The organism is Paenisporosarcina quisquiliarum, from assembly GCF_027563315.1.
Lineage (GTDB): Bacteria > Bacillota > Bacilli > Bacillales_A > Planococcaceae > Paenisporosarcina > Paenisporosarcina quisquiliarum.
The window spans coordinates 102,590-124,722 of the sequence record NZ_JAMKBJ010000003.1; the positions used below are offsets into that span (position 1 = coordinate 102,590).

Annotated in this window: 23 protein-coding genes; 5 read left to right on the forward strand and 18 right to left on the reverse strand. The window is 37.6% G+C overall.

Annotated elements, in window-relative coordinates; genetic code table 11:
• Nucleotides 1-13 precede the first annotated feature (13 nt).
• The 8 genes from M9R32_RS04740 to M9R32_RS04775 all read right to left on the reverse strand — a co-directional run bounded on the left by M9R32_RS04740 (nucleotide 14) and on the right by M9R32_RS04775 (nucleotide 8,813).
• Nucleotides 14-1,132 carry an N-acetyldiaminopimelate deacetylase gene (locus M9R32_RS04740; RefSeq protein ID WP_269925587.1) on the reverse strand — a complete coding sequence of 373 codons (1,119 nt, stop codon included), beginning with the start codon at nucleotides 1,130-1,132 and terminating at the stop codon, nucleotides 14-16.
• A 9-nt stretch (nucleotides 1,133-1,141) separates the two neighbouring features.
• Nucleotides 1,142-1,855 (reverse strand): 2,3,4,5-tetrahydropyridine-2,6-dicarboxylate N-acetyltransferase, encoded by a 714-nt coding sequence (dapD, locus tag M9R32_RS04745; protein ID WP_269925588.1) that lies wholly within the window; start codon nucleotides 1,853-1,855, stop codon nucleotides 1,142-1,144.
• Between the two features lie 72 nt (nucleotides 1,856-1,927).
• Nucleotides 1,928-2,818 carry a LysR family transcriptional regulator gene (locus M9R32_RS04750; RefSeq protein ID WP_269925589.1) on the reverse strand — a complete coding sequence of 297 codons (891 nt, stop codon included), beginning with the start codon at nucleotides 2,816-2,818 and terminating at the stop codon, nucleotides 1,928-1,930.
• 114 nt (nucleotides 2,819-2,932) lie between these two features.
• Nucleotides 2,933-3,376, reverse strand: a complete 444-nt coding sequence (gene cbpB / locus M9R32_RS04755) for a cyclic-di-AMP-binding protein CbpB (protein ID WP_269925590.1) — start codon at nucleotides 3,374-3,376, stop codon at nucleotides 2,933-2,935.
• A 620-nt stretch (nucleotides 3,377-3,996) separates the two neighbouring features.
• Entirely contained in the window at nucleotides 3,997-4,239 is a 243-nt protein-coding gene (locus M9R32_RS04760; protein ID WP_269925591.1) for a hypothetical protein, read from the reverse strand.
• A gap of 62 nt (nucleotides 4,240-4,301) precedes the next feature.
• Nucleotides 4,302-5,072, reverse strand: coding sequence for a 2,4-dienoyl-CoA reductase (gene fadH, locus M9R32_RS04765; RefSeq protein WP_269925592.1), 771 nt, complete (start codon nucleotides 5,070-5,072; stop codon nucleotides 4,302-4,304).
• A 92-nt stretch (nucleotides 5,073-5,164) separates the two neighbouring features.
• On the reverse strand, nucleotides 5,165-7,270 hold the full coding sequence (locus tag M9R32_RS04770; RefSeq protein ID WP_269925593.1) for an RNA degradosome polyphosphate kinase: 2,106 nt from the start codon (nucleotides 7,268-7,270) through the stop codon (nucleotides 5,165-5,167).
• Nucleotides 7,263-8,813, reverse strand: a complete 1,551-nt coding sequence (locus M9R32_RS04775) for a Ppx/GppA family phosphatase (RefSeq protein ID WP_269925594.1) — start codon at nucleotides 8,811-8,813, stop codon at nucleotides 7,263-7,265. Before M9R32_RS04775 ends, M9R32_RS04770 begins: the two co-directional genes overlap by 8 nt.
• 146 nt (nucleotides 8,814-8,959) lie before the next feature.
• On the opposite strand from M9R32_RS04775, the gene M9R32_RS04780 reads away from it, so the two are divergent.
• Entirely contained in the window at nucleotides 8,960-9,427 is a 468-nt protein-coding gene (locus tag M9R32_RS04780) for a YkyB family protein (RefSeq protein ID WP_269925595.1), read from the forward strand.
• Between the two features lie 108 nt (nucleotides 9,428-9,535).
• On the opposite strand, the gene M9R32_RS04785 is transcribed toward M9R32_RS04780, so the two are convergent.
• From M9R32_RS04785 to M9R32_RS04815, 7 genes are all read right to left on the reverse strand, one after another.
• Nucleotides 9,536-10,855: an MFS transporter gene (locus M9R32_RS04785; protein ID WP_269925596.1), complete on the reverse strand. Its 1,320-nt coding sequence runs from the start codon at nucleotides 10,853-10,855 to the stop codon at nucleotides 9,536-9,538.
• 25 nt (nucleotides 10,856-10,880) lie between these two features.
• Nucleotides 10,881-11,753: an NAD(P)-dependent oxidoreductase gene (locus tag M9R32_RS04790; RefSeq protein ID WP_269925597.1), complete on the reverse strand. Its 873-nt coding sequence runs from the start codon at nucleotides 11,751-11,753 to the stop codon at nucleotides 10,881-10,883.
• 329 nt (nucleotides 11,754-12,082) lie between these two features.
• A complete protein-coding gene (locus M9R32_RS04795) occupies nucleotides 12,083-13,327 on the reverse strand; it encodes a hypothetical protein (protein WP_269925598.1) in 1,245 nt (414 codons plus the stop codon).
• Nucleotides 13,297-14,478 (reverse strand): DUF58 domain-containing protein, encoded by a 1,182-nt coding sequence (locus M9R32_RS04800; RefSeq protein ID WP_269925599.1) that lies wholly within the window; start codon nucleotides 14,476-14,478, stop codon nucleotides 13,297-13,299. Before M9R32_RS04800 ends, M9R32_RS04795 begins: the two co-directional genes overlap by 31 nt.
• Nucleotides 14,475-15,413: an AAA family ATPase gene (locus M9R32_RS04805; RefSeq protein ID WP_269925600.1), complete on the reverse strand. Its 939-nt coding sequence runs from the start codon at nucleotides 15,411-15,413 to the stop codon at nucleotides 14,475-14,477. Before M9R32_RS04805 ends, M9R32_RS04800 begins: the two co-directional genes overlap by 4 nt.
• Before the next feature lie 89 nt (nucleotides 15,414-15,502).
• The gene (locus M9R32_RS04810; protein WP_269925601.1) at nucleotides 15,503-15,691 is read right to left on the reverse strand and encodes an aspartyl-phosphate phosphatase Spo0E family protein; all 189 of its coding nucleotides are present in this window, start codon (nucleotides 15,689-15,691) and stop codon (nucleotides 15,503-15,505) included.
• A gap of 95 nt (nucleotides 15,692-15,786) precedes the next feature.
• A complete protein-coding gene (locus M9R32_RS04815) occupies nucleotides 15,787-15,975 on the reverse strand; it encodes a hypothetical protein (RefSeq protein WP_269925602.1) in 189 nt (62 codons plus the stop codon).
• A gap of 121 nt (nucleotides 15,976-16,096) precedes the next feature.
• Between M9R32_RS04815 and M9R32_RS04820 the strand changes: the two genes are divergently transcribed.
• Genes M9R32_RS04820 through M9R32_RS04830 form a run of 3 tightly spaced genes read left to right on the forward strand, consistent with a single transcriptional unit; the run spans nucleotide 16,097 to nucleotide 17,712 of the window.
• Nucleotides 16,097-16,318: a DUF2187 family protein gene (locus M9R32_RS04820; RefSeq protein WP_269925603.1), complete on the forward strand. Its 222-nt coding sequence runs from the start codon at nucleotides 16,097-16,099 to the stop codon at nucleotides 16,316-16,318.
• Between the two features lie 55 nt (nucleotides 16,319-16,373).
• The gene (locus M9R32_RS04825) at nucleotides 16,374-16,979 is read left to right on the forward strand and encodes a CPBP family intramembrane glutamic endopeptidase (RefSeq protein ID WP_269925783.1); all 606 of its coding nucleotides are present in this window, start codon (nucleotides 16,374-16,376) and stop codon (nucleotides 16,977-16,979) included.
• Between the two features lie 49 nt (nucleotides 16,980-17,028).
• Complete coding sequence (locus M9R32_RS04830; protein WP_269925604.1) at nucleotides 17,029-17,712, forward strand: hypothetical protein; 684 nt, start codon at nucleotides 17,029-17,031, stop codon at nucleotides 17,710-17,712.
• Between the two features lie 35 nt (nucleotides 17,713-17,747).
• Here the strand turns inward: M9R32_RS04830 and M9R32_RS04835 are convergent, their stop codons facing one another.
• The 3 genes from M9R32_RS04835 to M9R32_RS04845 form a co-directional block, all read right to left on the reverse strand.
• Nucleotides 17,748-18,194 carry a MarR family winged helix-turn-helix transcriptional regulator gene (locus M9R32_RS04835; RefSeq protein ID WP_269925605.1) on the reverse strand — a complete coding sequence of 149 codons (447 nt, stop codon included), beginning with the start codon at nucleotides 18,192-18,194 and terminating at the stop codon, nucleotides 17,748-17,750.
• Nucleotides 18,195-18,257: 63 nt separating this feature from the next.
• Nucleotides 18,258-18,740: a methylated-DNA--[protein]-cysteine S-methyltransferase gene (locus M9R32_RS04840; protein WP_269925606.1), complete on the reverse strand. Its 483-nt coding sequence runs from the start codon at nucleotides 18,738-18,740 to the stop codon at nucleotides 18,258-18,260.
• Nucleotides 18,691-20,160 (reverse strand): PAS domain-containing sensor histidine kinase, encoded by a 1,470-nt coding sequence (locus tag M9R32_RS04845; RefSeq protein ID WP_269925607.1) that lies wholly within the window; start codon nucleotides 20,158-20,160, stop codon nucleotides 18,691-18,693. The genes M9R32_RS04840 and M9R32_RS04845 overlap by 50 nt, the downstream gene beginning before the upstream one ends.
• Before the next feature lie 201 nt (nucleotides 20,161-20,361).
• On the opposite strand from M9R32_RS04845, the gene M9R32_RS04850 reads away from it, so the two are divergent.
• A complete protein-coding gene (locus M9R32_RS04850; RefSeq protein WP_269925608.1) occupies nucleotides 20,362-22,110 on the forward strand; it encodes a B12-binding domain-containing radical SAM protein in 1,749 nt (582 codons plus the stop codon).
• Nucleotides 22,111-22,133: the final 23 nt, after the last annotated feature.

Genomic DNA, 22,133 nt, shown 5'->3' on the forward strand with positions numbered 1-22,133 from the left:
CTTATATATAATTTCAAAGAGATCGAATATAGGATTCCACAAAAGGAACAAGGTAATCAATCACTTTTTCATGCGGATTCAGTTTCGCATTATGCAATCCATAGGATGAATCCACTCCTGCCCAGAATAAAAAGCCTGGTATTTCTTGCAGGAAATAGCCAAAGTCTTCACCTGTCATAGCCGCATCGCAAACTATGGCATTCGTCGTTTCATCCCGATCGGCAAATGAAAGAAAGTTCTGGGTAATTTCTTCTGAATTATAAACTTGATAATAGGAAGAACCGTAATCGATTTTCACCTGACATTCAAAAGCAATTTCTGTAGATTTACATAGTGCTTCAATTCGTTTTTTTACAGTCTGCATTGTTGCTGCATCCATCGTACGGATTGTTCCTTCCAAGCGAGCATGTCCTGAAATGATATTCTGCACCGTTCCGGATGTCATTTTCCCTACTGTCACCACAGCTGATTCGAGCGGGTTGATTGCACGGCTAACGATGGTCTGTAGCTGCATCAATAAACTGGCTGCAGCTATCGTCATATCTTTCGTACGGTGGGGATAGGCTGCATGTCCTTCCAAACCAACTAAATCTATGAACAACTCTGAAGTATTCGCAAAAAGCAATCCTGGACGGGTAGCAATCGTACCAACGGGATATTCTGGCGCAATGTGAAATGCCAAAATTACATCTGGAAGCAGTTCCGGATGTTGATTTTTTAGCCATTCCCGCATTGGCAGTGCTCCACCTGGACCTTCTTCTGCAGGTTGAAACAAAAATACCATGTGGTCATTAATAGGCGTTTGATTCACCAATCTTAAAAGACCCAATGCAACCGTCATATGAATATCATGACCACAAGCATGCATAAAACCCGGATGAATGGATTCAAAAGAGAAACCCGTTTGTTCATTAATAGGTAGACCATCAATATCAGATCTCCATCCGATAGTCTTTTTTGGAGCGAGCCCTTTTACATGAACAACAATTCCAGTTTTCCATTTAACGACTTTTAACCTTTCTTGATCCATCGAATAAATTTCATTCAATAAATAGGCTTGTGTCTTGAATTCATGAAAACCGATTTCGGGAATTTGATGTAAGTCACGTCGTATTTGTTGAAGAGTTTTCATTGTTACTCCCTACAATTGGCGAAGTTCGTGCATGATTTCAGTTTTTGATTTTGTTTTATCATCAATCTCTTTAATTACTTTTGCTGGCGTGCCTGCCACTACTGTGTATGGAGGAACATCTTTAGTGACAATTGCTCCGGCCGCAACAACGGCACCTTTTCCGATTTTAACGCCTTCTAGAACGACCGCATTTGCTCCGACAAGTACATCGTCTTCCACAATTACAGGCATGGCTGAAGGTGGCTCAATTACACCTGCTAAAACTGCACCCGCACCAATATGACAATTCTTTCCGACAGTTGCACGTCCACCAAGGATTGCGCCCATATCAATCATCGTTCCATCGCCAATTACTGCTCCAATATTGATGACAGCACCCATCATAATGATACAGTTATTGCCGATTTCCACTTGATCGCGAATAAAGGCACCTGGCTCAATGCGGGAATTGATTCCCTTTAGATCCACTAAAGGGATTGCAGAATTTCGGCGGTCATTTTCTACGACCACATCTGTAATTTGTTCTTTATGTAATGTTAAAGCAGCTTCAATTTCAGACCACTCACCGAAAAGCACAAGAGAATTACCTTCACCGAAAATTTTAGTATTTTCACCGAAAGAAAGCTTTTGTAAGTTCTCACCATTTACATAAACCTTTACCGGTGTTGATTTTTTAGCGTGTTGAATATAAGAAATGATTTCGTATGCATCCATTTGTTTCATTGTCATTGAACTCCTTTCAAACTTGCAAAATATGGACTAATTGTACAGGAAATCTTAAAAGATTACATCATTTTAGTTTGAATAATCATGCAATCTTTTTGCATGTTCTTCCACAACATTCACAAAAGCTTCTACTTGTCTTAATTCAAAAGCCGACTCATATCCAATTAACCAAGTATCACGGGTCAATTCAAATTCTTCCGCTTGATTGGTTAATGGAATTTTATTTATTTTCTCCAGCCCACTCAATGTTATAGATGGAAGGATGGCATAGCCAATACCGTTTAGTGCCATTTGTTTACATGTTTCTATTTGATCTACCGTAATCTGGCGCCTTGGACTAGAGGAGAAGTGACGTTGCCACCATGCCTGAATTTCTTGATAGTAATTGGAATCACTTTTGAACTGTATAAACGGTCGATCGGTAGACAATACATCCTCTACTTCTTTCAGTTCCTGGTCAACCAAATATAAAGTGTCTCGGAAAAGATGAACTTTCGTTCCTTTCCATTCCGTATGTCCTCTGACAATACCGATGTGCGCCTCTCCATCATAAAGGGATTTAACTATTTCAGAGCTCCAGCCCGTAATCAGTGAAATTTTTGCTTCGGGATATTTCGTGACGAAATCCTTTAGTACCATAGGAAGCCAATTCTGTCCGACGATCGAGGCACATGCAATTTTCAATGTACCGTGTACTTTCGATGTCATCGATTGTATGATTTCAAAAATTTCTTCTTGTTTGGCGATGGTATCTATCGCGAATTGAATCACAATTTCGCCTGCTGGGGTTGCCGTAAGTCCTTTTTGCGAACGAAGAAACAGTTGAGCCCCCCATTCCTTTTCAATGGATTGAAGGCGTTGAGATAATGCTGGTTGAGACAGAAAAAGGCGTTCAGCAGCTTTTCTCATATTGCGTTCTTCCGATAAAATTTTTATAATTTGCGATTCATTGGTCGTCACGCACTTCACTCCTTTATTTAAAACTAATTGCAACAGAATATTATATCTAATAATTCATGAAGTTAAGACGAAAAAAGAAGACCTCCCATGGAGATCTTCTCTTATTTTTGCACATTACTGATTATTTTGATAGATATGTTTTTTTAATTGCTTCAAGACAACTCGTCGCGTTAAAATCCCGATAAATGTTTCTTCATCATCTACTACACATAGGAACGGATGATTGATCAAAAGGTCTAGGCCTTTTTTGAATTTTTCATTAATATGAATGGTTGGAACAGGTGACTGCATAACATCATCCACTTTTATATCCGGTAGACGTTCGTATTCAATATGGTCAAGACCCAAAATGGCATCCGTGATCATTTGCGTACTTACTAATCCTTTTAAACGATACTTGAAATCTAAAACCGGAACGGATGAATACCCAGTCTTTGTCAATACTAATAAGGCATGTTCTGCACTATTTCCAACTTGCACATGTGCTACTTTTTCTGATGAGATGATGAATTCTTCGATTTGCATATCCAAAAAATCTCTGCTTGTAACCGAAAGCATACACTTCTACTCCTTTATCTGTTCTAATTGCGAACAGCATACTGCTCTTTTATCATATCATATTCTGAAGATGAACATGGATGTAAACGTTTTCGGTCAAAATAAAACTTCTTCCTCTGATAATAGGAAGAAGTCAAATTGGAGACAAATAATAAAATGAATATAACTGCATACTTGTAAAGGTACCAATACAAGAAAATGTTGATTTCCTTTGCGGCGGACGCGTTTCGCGGACACGGCTTCAGTCTCCTCGTCACTGCGTCACTGCGTTACTGCGGGGCCTTCAGCTCGTGCTGTTCCCGCTGAAAAGAAATTGGTTTGCCAATTTCTTTGCGACGAGTAACCGCAGGAGCAGTTGTTTTCCGCCGCCTCCACTCCAATCAACAGAAAGCGCTTGTGTCAACGTTTTCATTCAAAATATTTAAGTAGGAAAGTGGTTGGTTATTTCTGAAGACTCCTGCGGAATAAACGGAACAAGCTAGACCCCACAGGCTCAGTTGTCAGAGACAACTGAGCCGAGGAGGCTTGCGTTTCGTCCGCGGAAAGCGAAAGAAATAGCCGACCACCTTCTTTTTTGATTAAGTGTAAAAAATTCGTTTACAGCAGGCTAAATTCCTTCTCTAATAAGAGGAAGAAGTGATGACGTAGTACATGATAATACTGAACATTAATATACCGGCAACGACATAAACCAAGATAATTGGATTGATAGAAGTAGGATGATCTTTTACAGTTTGAGCGATGGGGGTGTCATTTACTTGCTGTCGTCTACTCTCAAGTTTCATGACTTTCCAAGTTCCATACAATCCAATCAATGCGATCATAACAATAGCGATAATTAAAGGCAAAGTCCATATATCCATACTTATCCTACCCTTTCGATAATGAAGTAGCATTAGTATGGTTTAAATTAAGAATTCTAAGCTTAAAATGGGAATTTATTTAACCACTGCCCACCATCTAGCGTGATGATTTCACCATTCATATAGGCTGCTTTATCAGATAGCATAAATGATGCAAGATCTGCGATTTCTTCAGGACGTCCAAGTCGACCAAGTGGAACAGATTTAAGCGTCCGTGCGGCAGCTTCTTCTGATTCCCATAGTTTTTCAGCTCCACCTGTACGTTCAATCGGTCCCGGTGCAATGCCGTTAACTCGTATTCCATATTTATGGCCCCATTCAACAGCAAGGGTACGGGTTAATGACATAACACCTGCTTTCGCAGCTGCATTGTGTACTACACCAGCTCCAGCATTCCATGCATACGTAGCCAACATATTAAGAATCGAACCTTTTTGCTCTTTTTCAATCCAATAGTTGGCAACGGCTTGTGAACAATAAAATGTCCCATTTAAAACGATATCGATGACCGACTTCCATCCGTTTGGTGATAGCTTTTCAGCATGCACAATAAAATTACCAGCTGCATTGTTAACCAGGCCATCAATTCGCCCAAACGTTTCGTCTGCATACTGAACCATAGCCTGCACATGTTCTGGTTCGCGAACGTCCATCTGAAAAATTCCAACGCGGCTTAAATCATGAGAAATTGCCTTTTGAGCTGTTTCAAGACGTTCCATATTACGACCCGTAATCACAACATTGGCACCTTCTTCAACAAACCGTTTTGCCATATAGAATCCCATTCCACTGGAACCACCTGTAATAATAATCGTTTGATCTTTCAACAACATAACCGACACCCCTTTTAATTCTGAATATTCTTTCTTCCATTTCATTATGCCATTACTATTGTAAAAAAGTATAGTAGATAATATAAAAAACCTTATTCTCCATCATTTGATACGCGGTAAGCCAATTTTAATAGTTCTTCCTGACTGTTCCATACAGGCTCATTATTTTTTGGCAAACAATGATGGTACTCACCAGATTGATCCTGTTCTCTTGCCTTTGCTGTATCTTCCATTTGAAATAAGATCAAGTTCATGATTCGTTTTTTTATAGACTTTTCAAAAATCGGAAAAAGTATTTCCACTCGTTTGATCATGTTTCTTGTCATCATATCCGCCGATGATAGATAAACACGATTTTCGCCATTGTGGTGGAACCAGTAAATTCTCGAATGTTCCAAAAACCTTCCCACTATACTGATTACTCGAATGTTCTCGCTGATTCCCTTAATCTGTGGCCGTAAACAACAGATGCCACGAACAATCAAATCAATTTTCACACCTGCTATTGAAGCCTCGTACATCTTCATAATCAATTCTTTATCTGTCAATGAATTCATTTTTGCTCGGATATAGCCAGTACCAGTCTTTTTTTGGAACTCAATTTCTTGTTCAATCAGCTTAATAAACTCATTCCGAATATCATACGGAGCGACAACCAAATGATGGAATTTTGGTTTTTCAGTATAACCACTTAAGAAATTAAAGAAATTAGTTGCATCAATCCCGAATTTCTTTTCTGTCGTAATAATGCCCATATCTGTATAAATTTTTGCCGTTTGATCATTGTAGTTGCCAGTTCCAAGATGAACAAATCGTTCGATTCTTCCGTTCCTGCTTCGTACAATTAATGTGATTTTGGAATGCGTCTTTAAATTATGCATGCCATAAATGACGAGACAACCTGCCTGCTCCAGCTCTTTTGCCCAATGTACGTTGTTTTCTTCATCAAATCTGGCTTTTAATTCAACTAGAACCGTCACTTGTTTTCCATTCTCTGCTGCTTTTTTCAGTGCATGGATCATAGGTGAATTACCACTAACTCGATAAAGTGTCTGTTTTATGGCAAGAACATTGGGATCTTCGGCAGCCTCAGAAACAAAGTCTACGATTGGCGCAAAAGATTCGTAAGGATGATGGAAAAACAGATCCTGCTGTAACGCTTTTTCAAATAAATCCTCATCAGATTCCAAATCGTACGGTGGTTGTGGAATGAAATTCTCAAACTCCAGATGCTCACGCCCTACTCTTATATCTTTAATGAATGAAAATAAAAACGTCAAATCGATTGGACAATCAATTTCATAGACGTCGTCTTTATGTATTTCAAGCTCATTCAATAAATAAGATAAAACATTTGGGTTAATTTCTTTTGCCCGAACCTCAAGACGGCTTGCGGCTCCCCATTTCCGTTTCTTTAATTCTTTTTCAATTTCGACTAAAAGATCCCTGGCACCTTCTTCATGAATGGTTAAATCGGCGTTTCGTGTCATGCGAAATGTGTTAACAGCTTTCACTTTATAACCATAAAACAAGGTATTGATCTGATTGATAATTAAATCTTCCAAGTAAATATAAGCATCAATATTGTCTTTTGATGGAACCTTAATCATCCGTGCCAGAACAGATGGCACCTGAACGATTGCCACTTTTTGCTGGAGTTCTTCCTCGTTTTCCTGTTCCAACATAACAATGATATTCATGGTTTTACTTAGCAATGTTGGAAAGGGACGATAGGCGTCTACTGCCACTGGAGTTAGGACAGGGAAAACATGCTCTTCAAAAAAATGTTGTGCGAAAACACTTTGGGTCTTAGATAACTCGGCCATCGATAATACAACCACATTTTCTTTCTTAATGTGGTTATTCATTAGTTGCATGTACAATTCAGATTGTCTTTTTACGAGGGCATGTGTTTTCTTGGCTATTTTTTTCAATTGTTCTTTAGGAGTCAGACCCGCTTTGTTTTCAGGTTTTTGAAAACCTACCCGAACCTGGTCTTGAAGGCCTGCGATACGCACCATAAAAAATTCATCTAAATTTGAACTGAAAATAGCTAAAAACTTCAGACGTTCTGCTAAAGGATTCCGGTCATCCTCCGCTTCTTCCAAAACCCGTTCATTGAAAGCGAGCCAGCTAAGTTCGCGATTGTTGTAGTAATCCGGTTGATTAATATCTATTGTCGGGTGTTGTTCAGCCATTAGCTTGTCCATCCTTTTCAATAAATTCTAGAGTTACTTCACATTTACATAAACGTTCAAGATGTTTCTTTTGTTTTCCTGCTTGATATTCTTCCGCCATTGCATTTCCTTTAACAAAGATGTTCATTTTCAACCCTTCACCATATGACTCCATCTCTACTTTATTTACAATCGATCGTTTGGAACCATTCAAGCCATATGCAAATTTTAAAATAGCACCAAGTTCCCTTAAATGTTTCAAATCATCTTTTGAAAGCCATTTTTCAAAAGGTGCTGCATAACGTTTTAACGTATCTTTATTTTTGTAGGAGGCTACGAGAGCCAATTTAATTCGTTCCATATGTTCTAAGCCATCAATCGAACGATTGGATAGAATATAAAATGTATGCTGGCTTGCTGAGTCTGCGTCAATGTATTCCCCTAAATAAAATAAAGTCGCTGCTCTTCTAAGCAATATTAAACTGTCCTCTGATAATTGAATTTTGTGGTGACTTACACAAGCCTCATAAACTTGCTCCGCTAAAAATTGTAAGTGCTCTGCCTCATGCTCGTTCATTTCAAATTCTGCAGCTAGTGCCTTGCTACTTTGTGTAAAGACATCATGCTTATTGAGAGCATTTGGATGTATTTGGAGGACACGGTTCAACATGATTCCTTCCCGCAACCCTTTACGACTGAAAATGAATTCCTGAGATTGCACAACTTTCATTAATGCCCGGAACACTTCCAGTGCAGGTAAAATAATATCTGCCCTGTCACTCGATAAGCCATCAATTTTTGTTAATTCATTAATAGATAAGTCACCCAAAGTGTCACTTAGCGTGTATAAATCAATTACGTTCATATTATATTGATGTACATTGGAAATCGGATATTCCTTCCGTTGTTGGTCGATTTGCGCAATATTTCGTGCACTCCCTCCGATTCCGATTACGGGTAAGCTCACGCCATTAAGCCAAGGAAGTGATCGGAATTGTGCTTCGGCAAACAAAGATAACTGGTCTCTCTCGACGCTGGACATTTTCTCGCCTTTCATGAATTGTTGCTGCAACGAAACCACACCGAAAGGAAAACTATGTGTTTTTTGTAGTTTTTTATTAACAAAATACGTTATCTCCGTGCTCCCACCACCGATATCGATTGTTACAGCTGACTCAGTCGATACAGAATGAGCAACAGCTAAAAAACCAAAATAAGCTTCTTCTTCTTCACTTAAAATATCTAGTTCAAACCCGGTTTCTTTCTTCATACGTTCTACAATTTGTTGTTGATTGGTTGCCTGTCGAATTGCCGCAGTAGCTGTAGCAAGAACGTCATCGACATCATAGTCTTTAAGCATTTGTTGAAAGGATTGCAATATTTCCTGAAGAAGTTCAATGCCCTCTTCAGACATGGATCCGTCATTTTGAATAAATGTGCGTAATCGAGCTACTGTTTTTATATTTTCAAATTCCCGTAGTCCTCTAATATGATCATAGGAATATATGACTAATCGAATGGTATTTGACCCAATATCCAAAATCGCGGTTTTCTTTGTTTTCATATTTTTATCACCTTTTCCATATTTTTTTGTTTTCAACTATACAGATTGGTAAGGAATTGGTATGATAGTAGTTAATTGAATGCTCTGAATTTTTCTTGATTCTGGCTATTATTCTCAATTTTTCAAGATGCGAAGGGTGGGGTTTCATGAAACAAGATAGGACAGATGAACAACTGGCTTCTGCTATTTATTCAGTTAATCGTCATGCGAAAACAGCTACTGATAATAAATACCTGTATGAATTAAAAAGATTGACCATTGAAAAGATGATTGAAACCGGTCGTGCTAAAAAATTGGGATTGCATTTTGTGAAAAACCCTCGTTTTAGTCAACAACAATCTTCTGTCTTAGTTCAGTGTGCTGATTACTACTTTCATTTATTACCCAAAAAAGAAGATTTTCAAAGCCTTCCACATTTGGGACATTTAGATGAAAATTACCGTAATCCACAAAGACGAATGAGTTTGAATCTAGCCAAACAACTTTTAAGTGAGTACACAGGCTTGCATCAAACGATTATAAGTAAAAAACCCACACATGCATCCACCCCACAGTCTAGAAAACAACCAGTAAAGAAACGCACTTATACTTTTGGGAGCTCATATTTAGATTAAATTTATTTAAGAAAAGCTAGAGCGTGTCGATGACGTAATACTTGCTTATTTTGTCAAAAAGCCGGAACCACTCACATGGTTACCGGCTTTTTTGATTTTCTAGAGTGTTTAATTTACTTGGATGGATGAATCATGCTTTACTTTCAAATGAATAATCAATCCAATAACGGTCATGACAATTAAAGTAGACAAGGCAATTCGACTTGCTAGAGTTCCGTAATCCTGTAACTGATACGTAATCGTCCCGTACAGTGCAGGACCAATAATGGAAGACACTTTTCCGGAGAATGCGAACAATCCAAAGAATTGCCCTCTCTTGTCTTCAGGTGTCAATTCAATAATTAAGGTACGTGAAGTCACCCACATAGAACCGAGTGAAACCCCAAACATACTGCCAGCAATCCAAAACATCCATTGTTCAACAGCAAATACGGCTACAATCAGTGAAACAATCATAAGAACGGCTACAATCGTTACCGCATGTTTTGCACCGATTCTTTTGGTTATATACCCAAAGACAAAAGATCCGATGACAGTTGAAATTGTGGACACAAGATAAAGAATGATGAATTGTCCAGAAGAAAAACCGACGATGACAGTTGCATAAATGGCCATCATGGCAATTGTTGTTGCAATGGCATCATTAATGAAGAAATATGCAATCATAAATGTGAAAACTGATTTATGGGATTTCATATCTCTAAACGTATTGATAATTTCCTTGTATCCATCAAAGAAAGAACCTTTGATTCTCTGATTCTTAGGAATTGGTACATCTTTATTGATAAAAAATAATGGCAGACTAAATAGTAAATATAAAATAGCAGTAGGAATGAATGCTCTGTGAAACTCGCCGTCACTTACGAGCAGATAAACGAGTAAACCGACAATTGTACCAATGTAGCCGACAGCAACCCCAAATCCAGAAATCAATGGCATTTCTTGTTTTGTTCCCAAATCACTCATCATCGAATCATAAAACACAAGACTGGAATTAAAAAAGAATTTGGCAATAACAAAACTTATGACTACCAAGGCATAGGACATGGGGACTCCCCATATTAAAGAATTCGATTCCAATCCACCAAATACACCCATCATGAATGTTGCGAGAATGGAAATGGACGCGAACCACACAATAAAACGTTTCTTATATCCTGTCCGGTCAATCCATACGCCAAATAATGGCGCAAACATTACTAAGAAAAAACTGGCGACTGCATTTGCGTACGAAACGAACGTACTGGCCACTTGCTGCCTGGCTACACTTGTGCCAATTACTTCATCTGTGTAAAACGGGAAAAATACCGTATTAATATTTGATGAGAAAATGGTATTGGCAAAATCGTAAAAAGCCCAGGATAAGATCGGTAATGATAAATAAAGAGCTATCGGACTCCTTGGAGTCGTCGTCTGTTGTTGATTCACTCACAGCACCCCGCTATATTCTATTCTATTTTTGATAAGCCTTGATTAAACTCTGGGTTCCCTCATTTTCAAATCCTTGATTGGCCAATGATTGATACATTTCATACGCCATTTCAAGACCAGGCAATGTCAGATTCATTTTTTTGGATTCATCCAATGCAATTCCCATATCTTTAATAAAGTGTTTCATGTAAAACCCTGCTTCAAAATCGTCTTTTAACATTCGTGGTGCAAGGTTAGTCAAGGACCATGAACCTGCTGCCCCCTTTGTGATAGATTTCAAAACCAATTCCGGATCCAGCTTTGCTTCCTTCGCATAAGTAATTGCTTCACAAGCTGCTATCATCGTAGAGGCAATGGCAATCTGGTTGGCCATTTTAGTATGCTGACCTGCACCTGCATCCCCTTGATAGATGATATGCTCGCCAAACAGTTCAAATATCGGATATAGCTTATCGAAAACTTCTTTGTCGCCGCCGACCATAATTGATAATTTCCCTGATTTTGCACCTACGTCACCACCAGATACCGGAGCATCCAGTGAACTCATATTTAGTGTCTGGGATTTTTTATAAAGATCAATGGCTAGGGTCGGTGTTGAAGTCGTCAGATCCACCACAATTAATCCTTCTTTTCCATTTTCAAATATGCCGTTTGCGCCATTATAAACTTCCGCTACGTCGGACGGATATCCGACCATTGTGAAAATAATATCTACTTGAGATGCTACTTCCCCAGGTGTCTCGGCCCATTTTGCACCAAGTTCAAGTAAGTCTTCCGCTTTTTCTTTTGTGCGTGTATAAATGGAAACTTCGTGTCCACCTGTCAATAAATGTTTGACGATGCTTTTCCCCATTACTCCTGTTCCTACAAAACCGATATGTGCTTTTTCACTCATTATGTAACCTCCAAGTTGGAAAATTTCTGTAATTGATTATTAGTTTAACAAAGTTCCTGCATTTAAGCATCGAAACATTCGGAAAATAGTGAACTATTTTTTGATTTTGCTTTGTTACCCCTTATAACCTCAATGGGAGTTTGATATTCCGTAAACAGTTATGCTTTCCGCTGACTTGCGCACAAATAACTGCTTAAAAATTCTTTAAGGAGGACGATATGTGTGGACAAAAAAAGTAGGACACATTCCTTTCGGAAATGTGTCCTATAAAAAGGGGGAAATGAGAATGTTGCTGTGTTCAAATATACTTTCCCCCATATTCAAATAAATTAAACCTCATTAATCAAATATTTTTTTGAAAGTTTTTTCAGCTCATCAATAAACCACTTACCATCTTGTTCATTCATTAACCCTTCGCTATATCGGACAACATCGTAAACGTCATAAAAGTGTTCTGAGACGTTCCATCCTTCTCGTAAAAACCATTCTCGTATCGTTTCGTTTTGATGCCTTGTAAAACCTTTAGAGCTTGCATCCTTTTCAAAATCTCGGTACGCTTCTCTCACTATGTTGGTCTCCATCGAATAGTTCCATGCCAAATCTTTCTGTTCGTTCACATGATTTGACTTGCTTACATTTTTTTCGTATTCCACCTGATTATCGTCAAATTCTACAATTTGAGCTTTATTTTTGGCAAATCTCCATACAAATAAAATTACTATAATTATTAAAATACTGCTTAGAATCGCCACCCAAGGAATATCCAAACCGAATTCAGTTCCCTTAAAATTGTCTACTTCATTTTGTTGCAATTGTCCTTTTGGCTTGTCCGCTGATTCTCTTGCGACCGGTGGACTTATAAATTTACTGAAGATTGCACGTAACCCATCCATTATGATCCCAACTGGATATAAGATTAATACAAACAAATCATCTAATAATAAAACGATGGATTCTCGTGCTTTCCCCGCAAGACCAGCAATCACCGCAAAAGCAAATGCTGCAATGCTTATAATTCCCAAATAAAATAAAACAAGTTTATAAAACGGCACTCGATTCTCTTCTTTTGAGCGCTTCCATTGAACAATCATTCGATCCAGCATAAATAAAAGTATACCGACAATAGCCAATTGTATGGTCTCTCTTATCGCATCAGGTCTTCTTAATATGGTCGCTAAAAAATAGGATAAAGAGAAAAGCACAAGAAGCAGAGTCATAAAATACCCATCATGTGTGGCATCCTCTTGAATTTTAGAATATCGTTCCTGTATTCTCCACAATGAAAATGCTAGTATAGCAGCAAAAAACCAAAATGGAGCCCCGAATACGAATGCCAACAGACCGAAGATTACTGAAACTAGTAAAGAAATGGCTATTTGGTAGCCCGTCTTATAGAAAAATAAATTGATTACGATCGCTATTAACAATAAAATACCGATCCATAAGAATGGAAAGGAAATTGTCGTATCTCCTCTAATAAATATGAAAAGAAATGATATTAACCATACATCTTGAAGGAACTTTCCAAATGATTCGAATTGTACTAATGGCTTTGAAGAGACTGCTGATGCCATTTCACTTCACCTCCAAGACTCGATAGTCGAACATCCACTTGAGTTTGTTTGGCCCATTTCTTCACATATTTACCCAGCTCTTGCGAATCATGTGTAAATATAATGACTGTCATTGGAAGGTTTCCATGCATATCCAGATGCATCAACATACGGTTAAATGGAATCGTCAGTTCATTATTAGACAGGACTGATAATAATTCCATCGCATATTGACGGTGCTTTTGACCATCTCCAACAGGAAGATAAACATATGGGGTCGTTCCAAACGATCTGACATTGACCGTCAATGAAAATGGAATTCCTTCTCTATAGAAATAATCCACAAAGGAGGCAATTTCCTCAATTCTTTCTTCAAGATCAGAAATAATGGAATAGTGATTGACGACATTTAACACTAACAATACAGATTCATTTGCAACTTGAGTGAAAACTTTCGTTTGAAGTTGCTGCATTCTTGCACTGGCTTTCCAGTGAATATGATGAAATTGATCACCTGCCTGGTAATTTCTCGTCCCTATTGGTGAAAACAAGTCTTGATACAACGAATATTTATACTCATAATCCCCCGGTTTAAGTGGGGAAGGTTTTCTTTTGTCTTTTAATGAATGAATAGTTGGATAAACCATTTGTTCCATTCGTAAAAGCGGTTTATGTAGTAAAAAGACAGAGCCCTCACCGAAAACATGCGGAATCGTTAATTCCAAACTTGTTAGCTTTGATAATCCTCTCTTCTGCCCTTCAATTGGAACTTTCACTGTCACTATTTCTTTATAACCAATCGTCAGAGGAACGACAATTTCGATTAGTTTACTATGACTTGTATCCTTATCATTTAGTGGCTTAACTGCATCATGAAAATGTAACCTGAGTTGGCCGTTCCAAATGGGAAGCCCCTTATTTTCAAATGTCAGTTCCCATTCAGACCTTTCTCCTTTGAACATACGACGTCTATTTTTATCATTTACTAACGTCAATTTTTTTCCTACATTTTTCAAATAATAAATTTGCATGAACGTTACTACACCAAAGAAACCAAAAACGCCAGCTGCTACATATTGCGCAACAATGACTGACATCGTAAAGCATAGAGCAATAATTGTCAGAACCCAATTGGTCTTCATTGCACCGAAATATTCCCGTTGCCAGGTCATCTTGCCATGGCCTCTACAGGAGTTTGTACAGAATCAATAATGTCGTGGAGAATTTGTGCTGGTTCACGGACCAATAACCCTTCAGCAGATAATATAAGTCTATGGGTAGCAAGTGGTGGAACCATTTTCTTCACATCATCCGGGGTTACGTAAGTACGTCCATTTATGAATGCATAGCCTTGTGCTGCATGCAGAAGTGCCAGGGAAGCACGAGAACTTAATCCTAATTCAACGTGCGCATGTTGCCTTGTCGCTTGAATGATTTGTAAAATATACGTCTCTATATCTTCATGGACCGTTACGTTTCGGACTTCTCTACGCCATTGTTGTACATCTTCAATGTCTATAATCGATGAAGTTTTTACCTCTCCAGGATTTTGACTAAACTCTCTTAAAATTCTTCTTTCTTCCTCAAAGCTCGGATAACTTATTTCAATGCGGAATAAGAAACGATCCAATTGGGCTGCTGGCAATGAAAAAGTACCTTGTTGTGATTCCACAGGATTTTGAGTAGCAATTACCATAAACGGATTCGGAAGAACGATCGTCTCTCCATCAATTGTCACTTGCTTTTCCTCCATCGCTTCCAACAAGCTCGATTGAGTTCGAGGAGTCGCACGGTTAATTTCATCTGCAAGCAAAATGTTGGTGGCTACCGGTCCAGTTCGCAGAACAAATTCCTGTGTTTTCGGATCAAAGTAACTGATACCTGTTACGTCAGAAGGCAATACATCAGGTGTAAACTGTAACCTCTTGAAATTCCCTTTAAATGCATGTGCAAAAGATTTAGCCATCATCGTCTTCCCTGAACCAGGAACACTCTCAAGCAACACATGACCACCTTGAATTAAAGCAATTAACATAAAATCTATTTCTTTCTCACGTCCCACAATTGACTCATTTAAATTTTTTCTCAGCAAATTCAATTTTGACATTCTAAATCCCCCTTATTAACTATATAAGTATACCAAATATACCTATTATTCTGATAAAACCAGATAATAAAAAAACTAAGCAGAAACGCTTAGTTTTTCATTAATTCTTTATCAATCGACGGTTTATTTGGGAAGTCTTTTAATTGATATATGTTTAATAAACGATCTAACTTTTTACTAAGTCGGATAGTATTGACGTTTCCAAAACCATTTTCAAGCGCTGACTTAATCATTTTTTCTCTTGTAAGTTCCACTTGCTCAAGAATTGATTCCGGCACGTGATACCTCCTTTACCAAACCCATATTATCCATTATTATACACCAATATCTTATCGTAAACACAAGTTTATTCCGACAAAATCCGACATTTTTATTAACTTCTTGCTTCAAGATCATAAGTATAGATAACAATTCCACCCTGTTTAGCAGTACCTCTTATATGTTTAAAGTCTTCCCTCTTAACCAAAACTTCACGAAATGCCAAAAAGTCGTCTTTTTCGATTGTAATAGAGGTTAGTTTACCAGTTCTTAATTCTTCCAATTGTTGTTCATATGTATTCATGGGTAGTCTCCCTTTATATAAAAATTTCAATTGATTTAAATATGTTTTCAGAAAATACTTTACGGCAGAAAAATTATCATGCACACTATTGAATATGACTGCATTAAGGAGCTGAATGTCTGTGGAAATAGCAACTGTAGGATCAATAATTGAATTTAAAGATGGCTTGCAGGGAATAGTAGAAAAAGTCAACGAAAACTCCGTCATTGTGAATCTTTCCATAATGGAAAATTTCGACGAACTCGAAATTGAAGAAAAAACAGTCGTTAATCATAAACGGTATAAAATAGTATACCTTAAAGAGCAAGAGTCTACACCCATTGCTGAAGTAGAAGAAGAGTGATTCCTAAAAATTTAACAGAGCCCAAAAAGTACTGGAGGTGTGTAAGTTGAATATTATGGCTTCTCATCTAAGATGGACTGTCTTACTGGTTATTGTCTATTTATTACTTTTTCTCACTTTTTCGTTCGAAGTAATTTTTTGGTATATGTACACATTCACTATGCTATTATTTATGGCCTTATCATTTGTTCTTGGTAAAATGGAAGACGAAGTTCAGACCTGGGAGTACTTAATTTTCGGAATTGGTTATGGTACACTCACTTATGGGCTAATTGCTACTGCATATCGATTCTTTTCAATATTTACGGATCAGGCAGCAGTTTCAGTCGAACGATTTTTGAGTGACTACGGCCCGACAACCGTTTGGCACTACTTGTTATTGATGCTGATTATAGCCCCTGGAGAAGAGTTATTTTGGCGCGGCTTTATTCAGCAAAAATTAAAAAGGTATATGAGCCCTTTCTTTGCTGTATTGGTTGCCTCCTTACTTTTCGGATTATCTATGGCTTTCAGCGGATTTTGGCTGGGAGTTCTTGCGGCGGTCACATCAGGGTTACTGTGGGGACTATTGTATGAGTGGAAAAAAAGTATGCCACTCATTATCATTGCTCACATTACAATGACCATTCTCCTATTTTTGGTTTTACCGCTCAACTCTTGAAACATATGACAATCACATCACGTCTACTACACAAAGGAGGAATATTTATATGAAAAAATCATGGCTATTATTTGCATCCTTGTCTCTAGCAATTACGATGCTTTCTGCCTGTAACTCTACTGATGAAGCAAATGGTTCTGAAAGTGATAAAACCACTGAAGTTGAATCAGATGAAACGACTGTTGATGAAACAGCTGATGAAGATAAATCAAAAGAGGAAACAGAAACTTCTACTGATACTGAAACTAGAGGACCTGAAAAAGCACTTTCCTATTCAATCGATGACGAAAAGAAAGAGGAAACAGCTAAGTTAACGGATAGTGACGAACAGAACTATTCGATTTACAAATTAGATGGCTATTCATTAACAGGAGAAGAGCCTAATAAAGATTCACTTTACTATGACGAAAATTCAGCCGTATTCATGCGTGTTGAAACGATTTCCAAAGATGAAGCTGACTACGAAATCATTAGAGATACGATGATTGAAAGTATTGCAGCTGTAAGTATTGGTAAAGAGCCTGTGAAAATTGATAAACAAGAAAAATTACCACAAGGCGAAGGCATTTCTAATCAAATTGGATACGAATCGAAGTTTGAATTAGGAACTGTTTCCGGTATGGTATTTGAACAAGGTAATTTGATTGTACGATTGACTATCTTCGATCAGAACAGTGTCAATTTAACGGATGCATTCTTGAAAATGGGCGAAACAATCGCTGCAAAACAATAAAAAATTCTGGCTCATCTATTGAGCCAGAATTTTTTTTAATAGGACAAATCTTTAATTGATAAACCTAGTTTTTTCAATAAAGCAATCGCTTGTTCTTTTTCTTCAATATTCAAGGCACCCATCATTTCATGCAACTGTTTCTCATGTTCAGGGAACAATTGAGCCATAAAAGCCTCACCCTCGGGTGTAATTTCAGCAAAAGTCACTCTTCGGTCAGATGGGCATGATACACGGTGAATATAACCTCTTTTTTCCAACTTATCGATAACATATGTAATCGATCCACTAGCAAGTAAAATCTTATTCCCTATTTTCTGTAATGGTTGACGTCCTTTATGGAACAATAGCTCCAATACTGCAAATTCAGTAGGGTTTAATCCATTCGCTTGAAAAAATTGAATTGTACATTCATGCAATGACTTATATGCCCTTGAAAGCACTATGAATAATTTTAACGATTGTGTCAGTTCTTCGGATTTCATCTCAATCACCTGTATTCCTATATCTCTAATTAAAACTAGTATATAGGGAATAGAAGAACTTTGTCAAAATGCTTTGGATTCAGTATGTTGCCGTTCAAGATCAATCAGAATTTTCTTTAAGGGTGTAAGAGATCCTGCGTACCCTTTCAATGAGTGATCTTTACCGATGACACGATGGCATGGAACGACTATGGGTAATGGATTTTTTCTATTCGCTTGTCCGACTGCCTGACAAGCTTTTGCATTTCCGATTCGATTTGCTAGTTCTTGATAACTGATGGTCTGTCCATATTCAATCCCTTTCAACTGATTCCAAACACTCTGCTGAAAAATAGTTCCGCTTGGATTCAGTGGCAAATCAAAATGTATTCTCTGTCCGCTGAAATATTCGTTTAATTGCTGCTTGGCATTTTCAAACACCATTTCATTCTGACTGTTGCTTGTCTCTTCGGAAACACTCTGTTCATGAAAGTGAATAGCTGTTAATTTTCCGTCATCAATTTGAAGATATAACTTCCCTAAAGGACTTTGTATGTCTTTGATCATGGCTGGTTTTCTCCTTACGTTGTGCCGATTGATAAATTGGAAGGATAATATGAAAAGTAGTACCCTTGCTTCTCTCACTTTCCACTTCTATACTCCCTCCATGATTTTTGATTGTTTGCATTGCATGTGCTAGCCCTAATCCGGTACCGTGTTCCTTTGATGTATAGAAAGGTAAAAAGATCTGATGAAGCTGCTCAGGTGTCATGCCCACCCCTTGATCTTTTACCGAAATCCATACCTGGTTATCGTCACGCAGAGTTTGAGTTAGTATCACTTTCCCCCCATGAGGCATCACTTCCATACAATTCTTTAAAATGTTCATGAATACTTTCTTCAGTTCGTAAGCATCACCCCAAATAAGATCAGCATCTTTTTCCCATGTGATGAATTCGAGTTCAATATTTTGTAAAACTCCCTGTGGTTGCATAAAATGAACGATTTCCGTAATGATGGAGGATACTGAAATCATATTGAAAGACCGTGTAGTCGGCTTAGATAATACTAAAAACTCATTGAGGATGGATTCCATACGAGTGAGTTCACTATTAACAATCTCAAGATATTGATGACCTTGTTCTGTGACTTGATTTGTGAGTAATTGAATAAAGCCTTTTAAGGAGGTCAGTGGATTTCTTACTTCATGAGCGATACTGGCTGCCATTTGACCGAGAGTGGATAACGATTTAAAATGTTCAATCTGTCTTTTTAATGCAAAATTTTCAGTGTCATCACGAATAAGTGTGATATACATTTCCAGATTCTCATCGAACACTGACGTAAAATGATAATTTTTTGGTTCACCATTCGCATCTATTTTTGATAGAACCATTTTCGCATTTCCTCTTAAAAAAAGTGTTTCTAAAAACTTTTTGGATTCTGTATATGAATGCGGAATCCGTTCGAAAATAATTTTCGAATTTCTGCCTATTACTTCATCAAGCGATACTTCAAAAAGGGTCTCTACTTTCAGATTGGCATCGACAATGATTCCCTCAAAATTTGTCAAGATCATTCCATCTGGAGCGTTTTTAAAGAGCGCTTTGTAATTGATTGATTCAGCACAATGATGATGGTTTACGAATTTTTCAAGGGTTTGCCTGAATCGAATAATATATTGGTCGGATAATTGATTGTAACATCCTTCAAGTTCGTAATGCATTTTCCGGTTTTCAAGATTATCTAAATAAATTTGACTCTTTGAATGGTTATAGAGAGTTGCATTCTTTAAAAATGCCCGCCATTTTTCGGAAGAGGTCTTGTCCATTTGATTAGCAATCTCTTCAGGATGATGGTTGGAAAAGAATTCTTGTGCTTTATTATTCATCTTGATGATCCCTTTGCCATTTTCAAAAAGGATTACTGGATTTTTCTCATCTTTATATAAAAAATCGAACATCTCAGTCATTTTATCGATAAACAATACCTTTCACCGACCTCTCTCATTCTTTTCAAACATAATATGCCTTGAAGTTTCAAGATATTCTGCAAAGGTCGAAACGCAAAATTACTTTAAATTCAGATTGTTTCATGCGATATATAACATCTAATGGGGATGAAAGCTTTATTGTTTGAAACAGTATTCCTTGGTAAAATAGGATGGTGTAAAAAAGGAGAATGCTTAATGAACATCGTCTTAGCTACGCTAAATGCTAAATATATTCATACTAACCTGGCTCTACGGTGCCTGAAAGTAAGTGCCCAACCTGAGTTTAATCCGACAATTGCTGAATATACAATCAAAGATCCATCTTTTAATATTGTTTCAGACATTTATTTGAAGAAACCAAAAGTGGTCGGTTTCAGCTGTTACATCTGGAATATCGAAGAGACATTAAAAGTAGTACGTCTTTTAAAAAGAGTGAGTCCAGAAACTATTATTGTACTCGGTGGACCAGAAGTATCTTACGACTCAAATTATTGGTTGAGACGTATGGAAGAAATCGATTTTATTGTTATGGGTGAAGGTGAAGTATCATTCAAACAACTGCTTCATTATGTCGAAGGGAATGTCTCCTTGCAAGAAGTACCTGGAATTTGTTACATGCAGGATGGCAAGTTTATGATTCATCCACAGGGTCCTAAAATTGATTTACGTGAGATGCCATCTCCTTTTCGTTTTGAAGAAGACATCCCACACTTATCTAAACGAATTACTTACATCGAAACAAGCAGAGGCTGTCCTTTCTCATGTCAATTCTGTTTATCTTCCATAGAAGTCGGTGTACGCTATTTCAATCGTGAAAAAGTAAAAGAAGATATTCGTTATTTAATGGATCATAATGCGAAAATTATTAAATTCGTTGACCGCACCTTTAATATCAGCCGGAGCTACGCGATGGAAATGTTTCAATTTTTGATTGACGAACATCGACCTGGTGTTGTTTTTCAATTCGAAATTACAGCAGATATCATGAGACCTGAAGTCATTCAGTTCTTAAATGATAATGCACCTGCTGGATTATTCCGTTTTGAAATCGGTGTACAATCCACGAATGAATTAACAAATGAATTGGTAAAAAGAAAACAAAACTTTGCCAAATTAACTCGAACAGTAACAATGGTAAAAGAAGGCGGTAAAATTGCGCAGCATTTAGATTTAATCGCTGGATTACCTGAAGAAGACTATGCTTCTTTTAAACAAACGTTTAATGATGTATTTGCGATGGGTCCGGAAGAATTGCAATTAGGCTTCTTGAAACTATTACGCGGGACTGGGTTACGTGTACAAGCTGAACAATATGGCTATGTCTACGTCGATCAGGCTCCGTACGAGATTTTTGCAAATAATGTTCTTACTTTCGATGATATGTTGAGAATCAAACAAGCGGAAGATGTTCTTGAAAAGTATTGGAATGCTCATCGACTTGATCGAACTGTAGCTTATCTCGTAACCGAAACTTTTGATACACCATTTGATTTCTTCCAGGACTTCGGGAGTTATTGGGAGGAAAAAGGCTGGTCAAGAATTGGTCACCAGCTTGAAGATTTATTTAAACGTCTAGAAGAATTCTTAATGCAAGACGGACGTGCAAATATGGACGTTGTCAGAAGTTTGATGAAAATTGACTACTTAGCACATCATCAATTCCAACCACGTAAACCTTGGTGGGAAAAAGAGATGCAAAAAGAAGCTCAGTCAGCTATTTACCGAAAAATCATAAAAAATCCACAGCTGGCAGGATCCACTTTCGCCGGACTTAACTTACATGAACGTGAAGTGTATAAACAAACACTACTAGTTCCTTTCTCTCTAGATTTGCATCAACTTGAACAAGAGCAAGTGGTGTCGAAGGATGGTTACTTACTGACGTTCTTTAAATCTGGACAAGCCCCACAATTTTCATTTATAGCAAAAGAGCAGGTATCCTGATTTTTCAGGACCTGCTCTTTTTT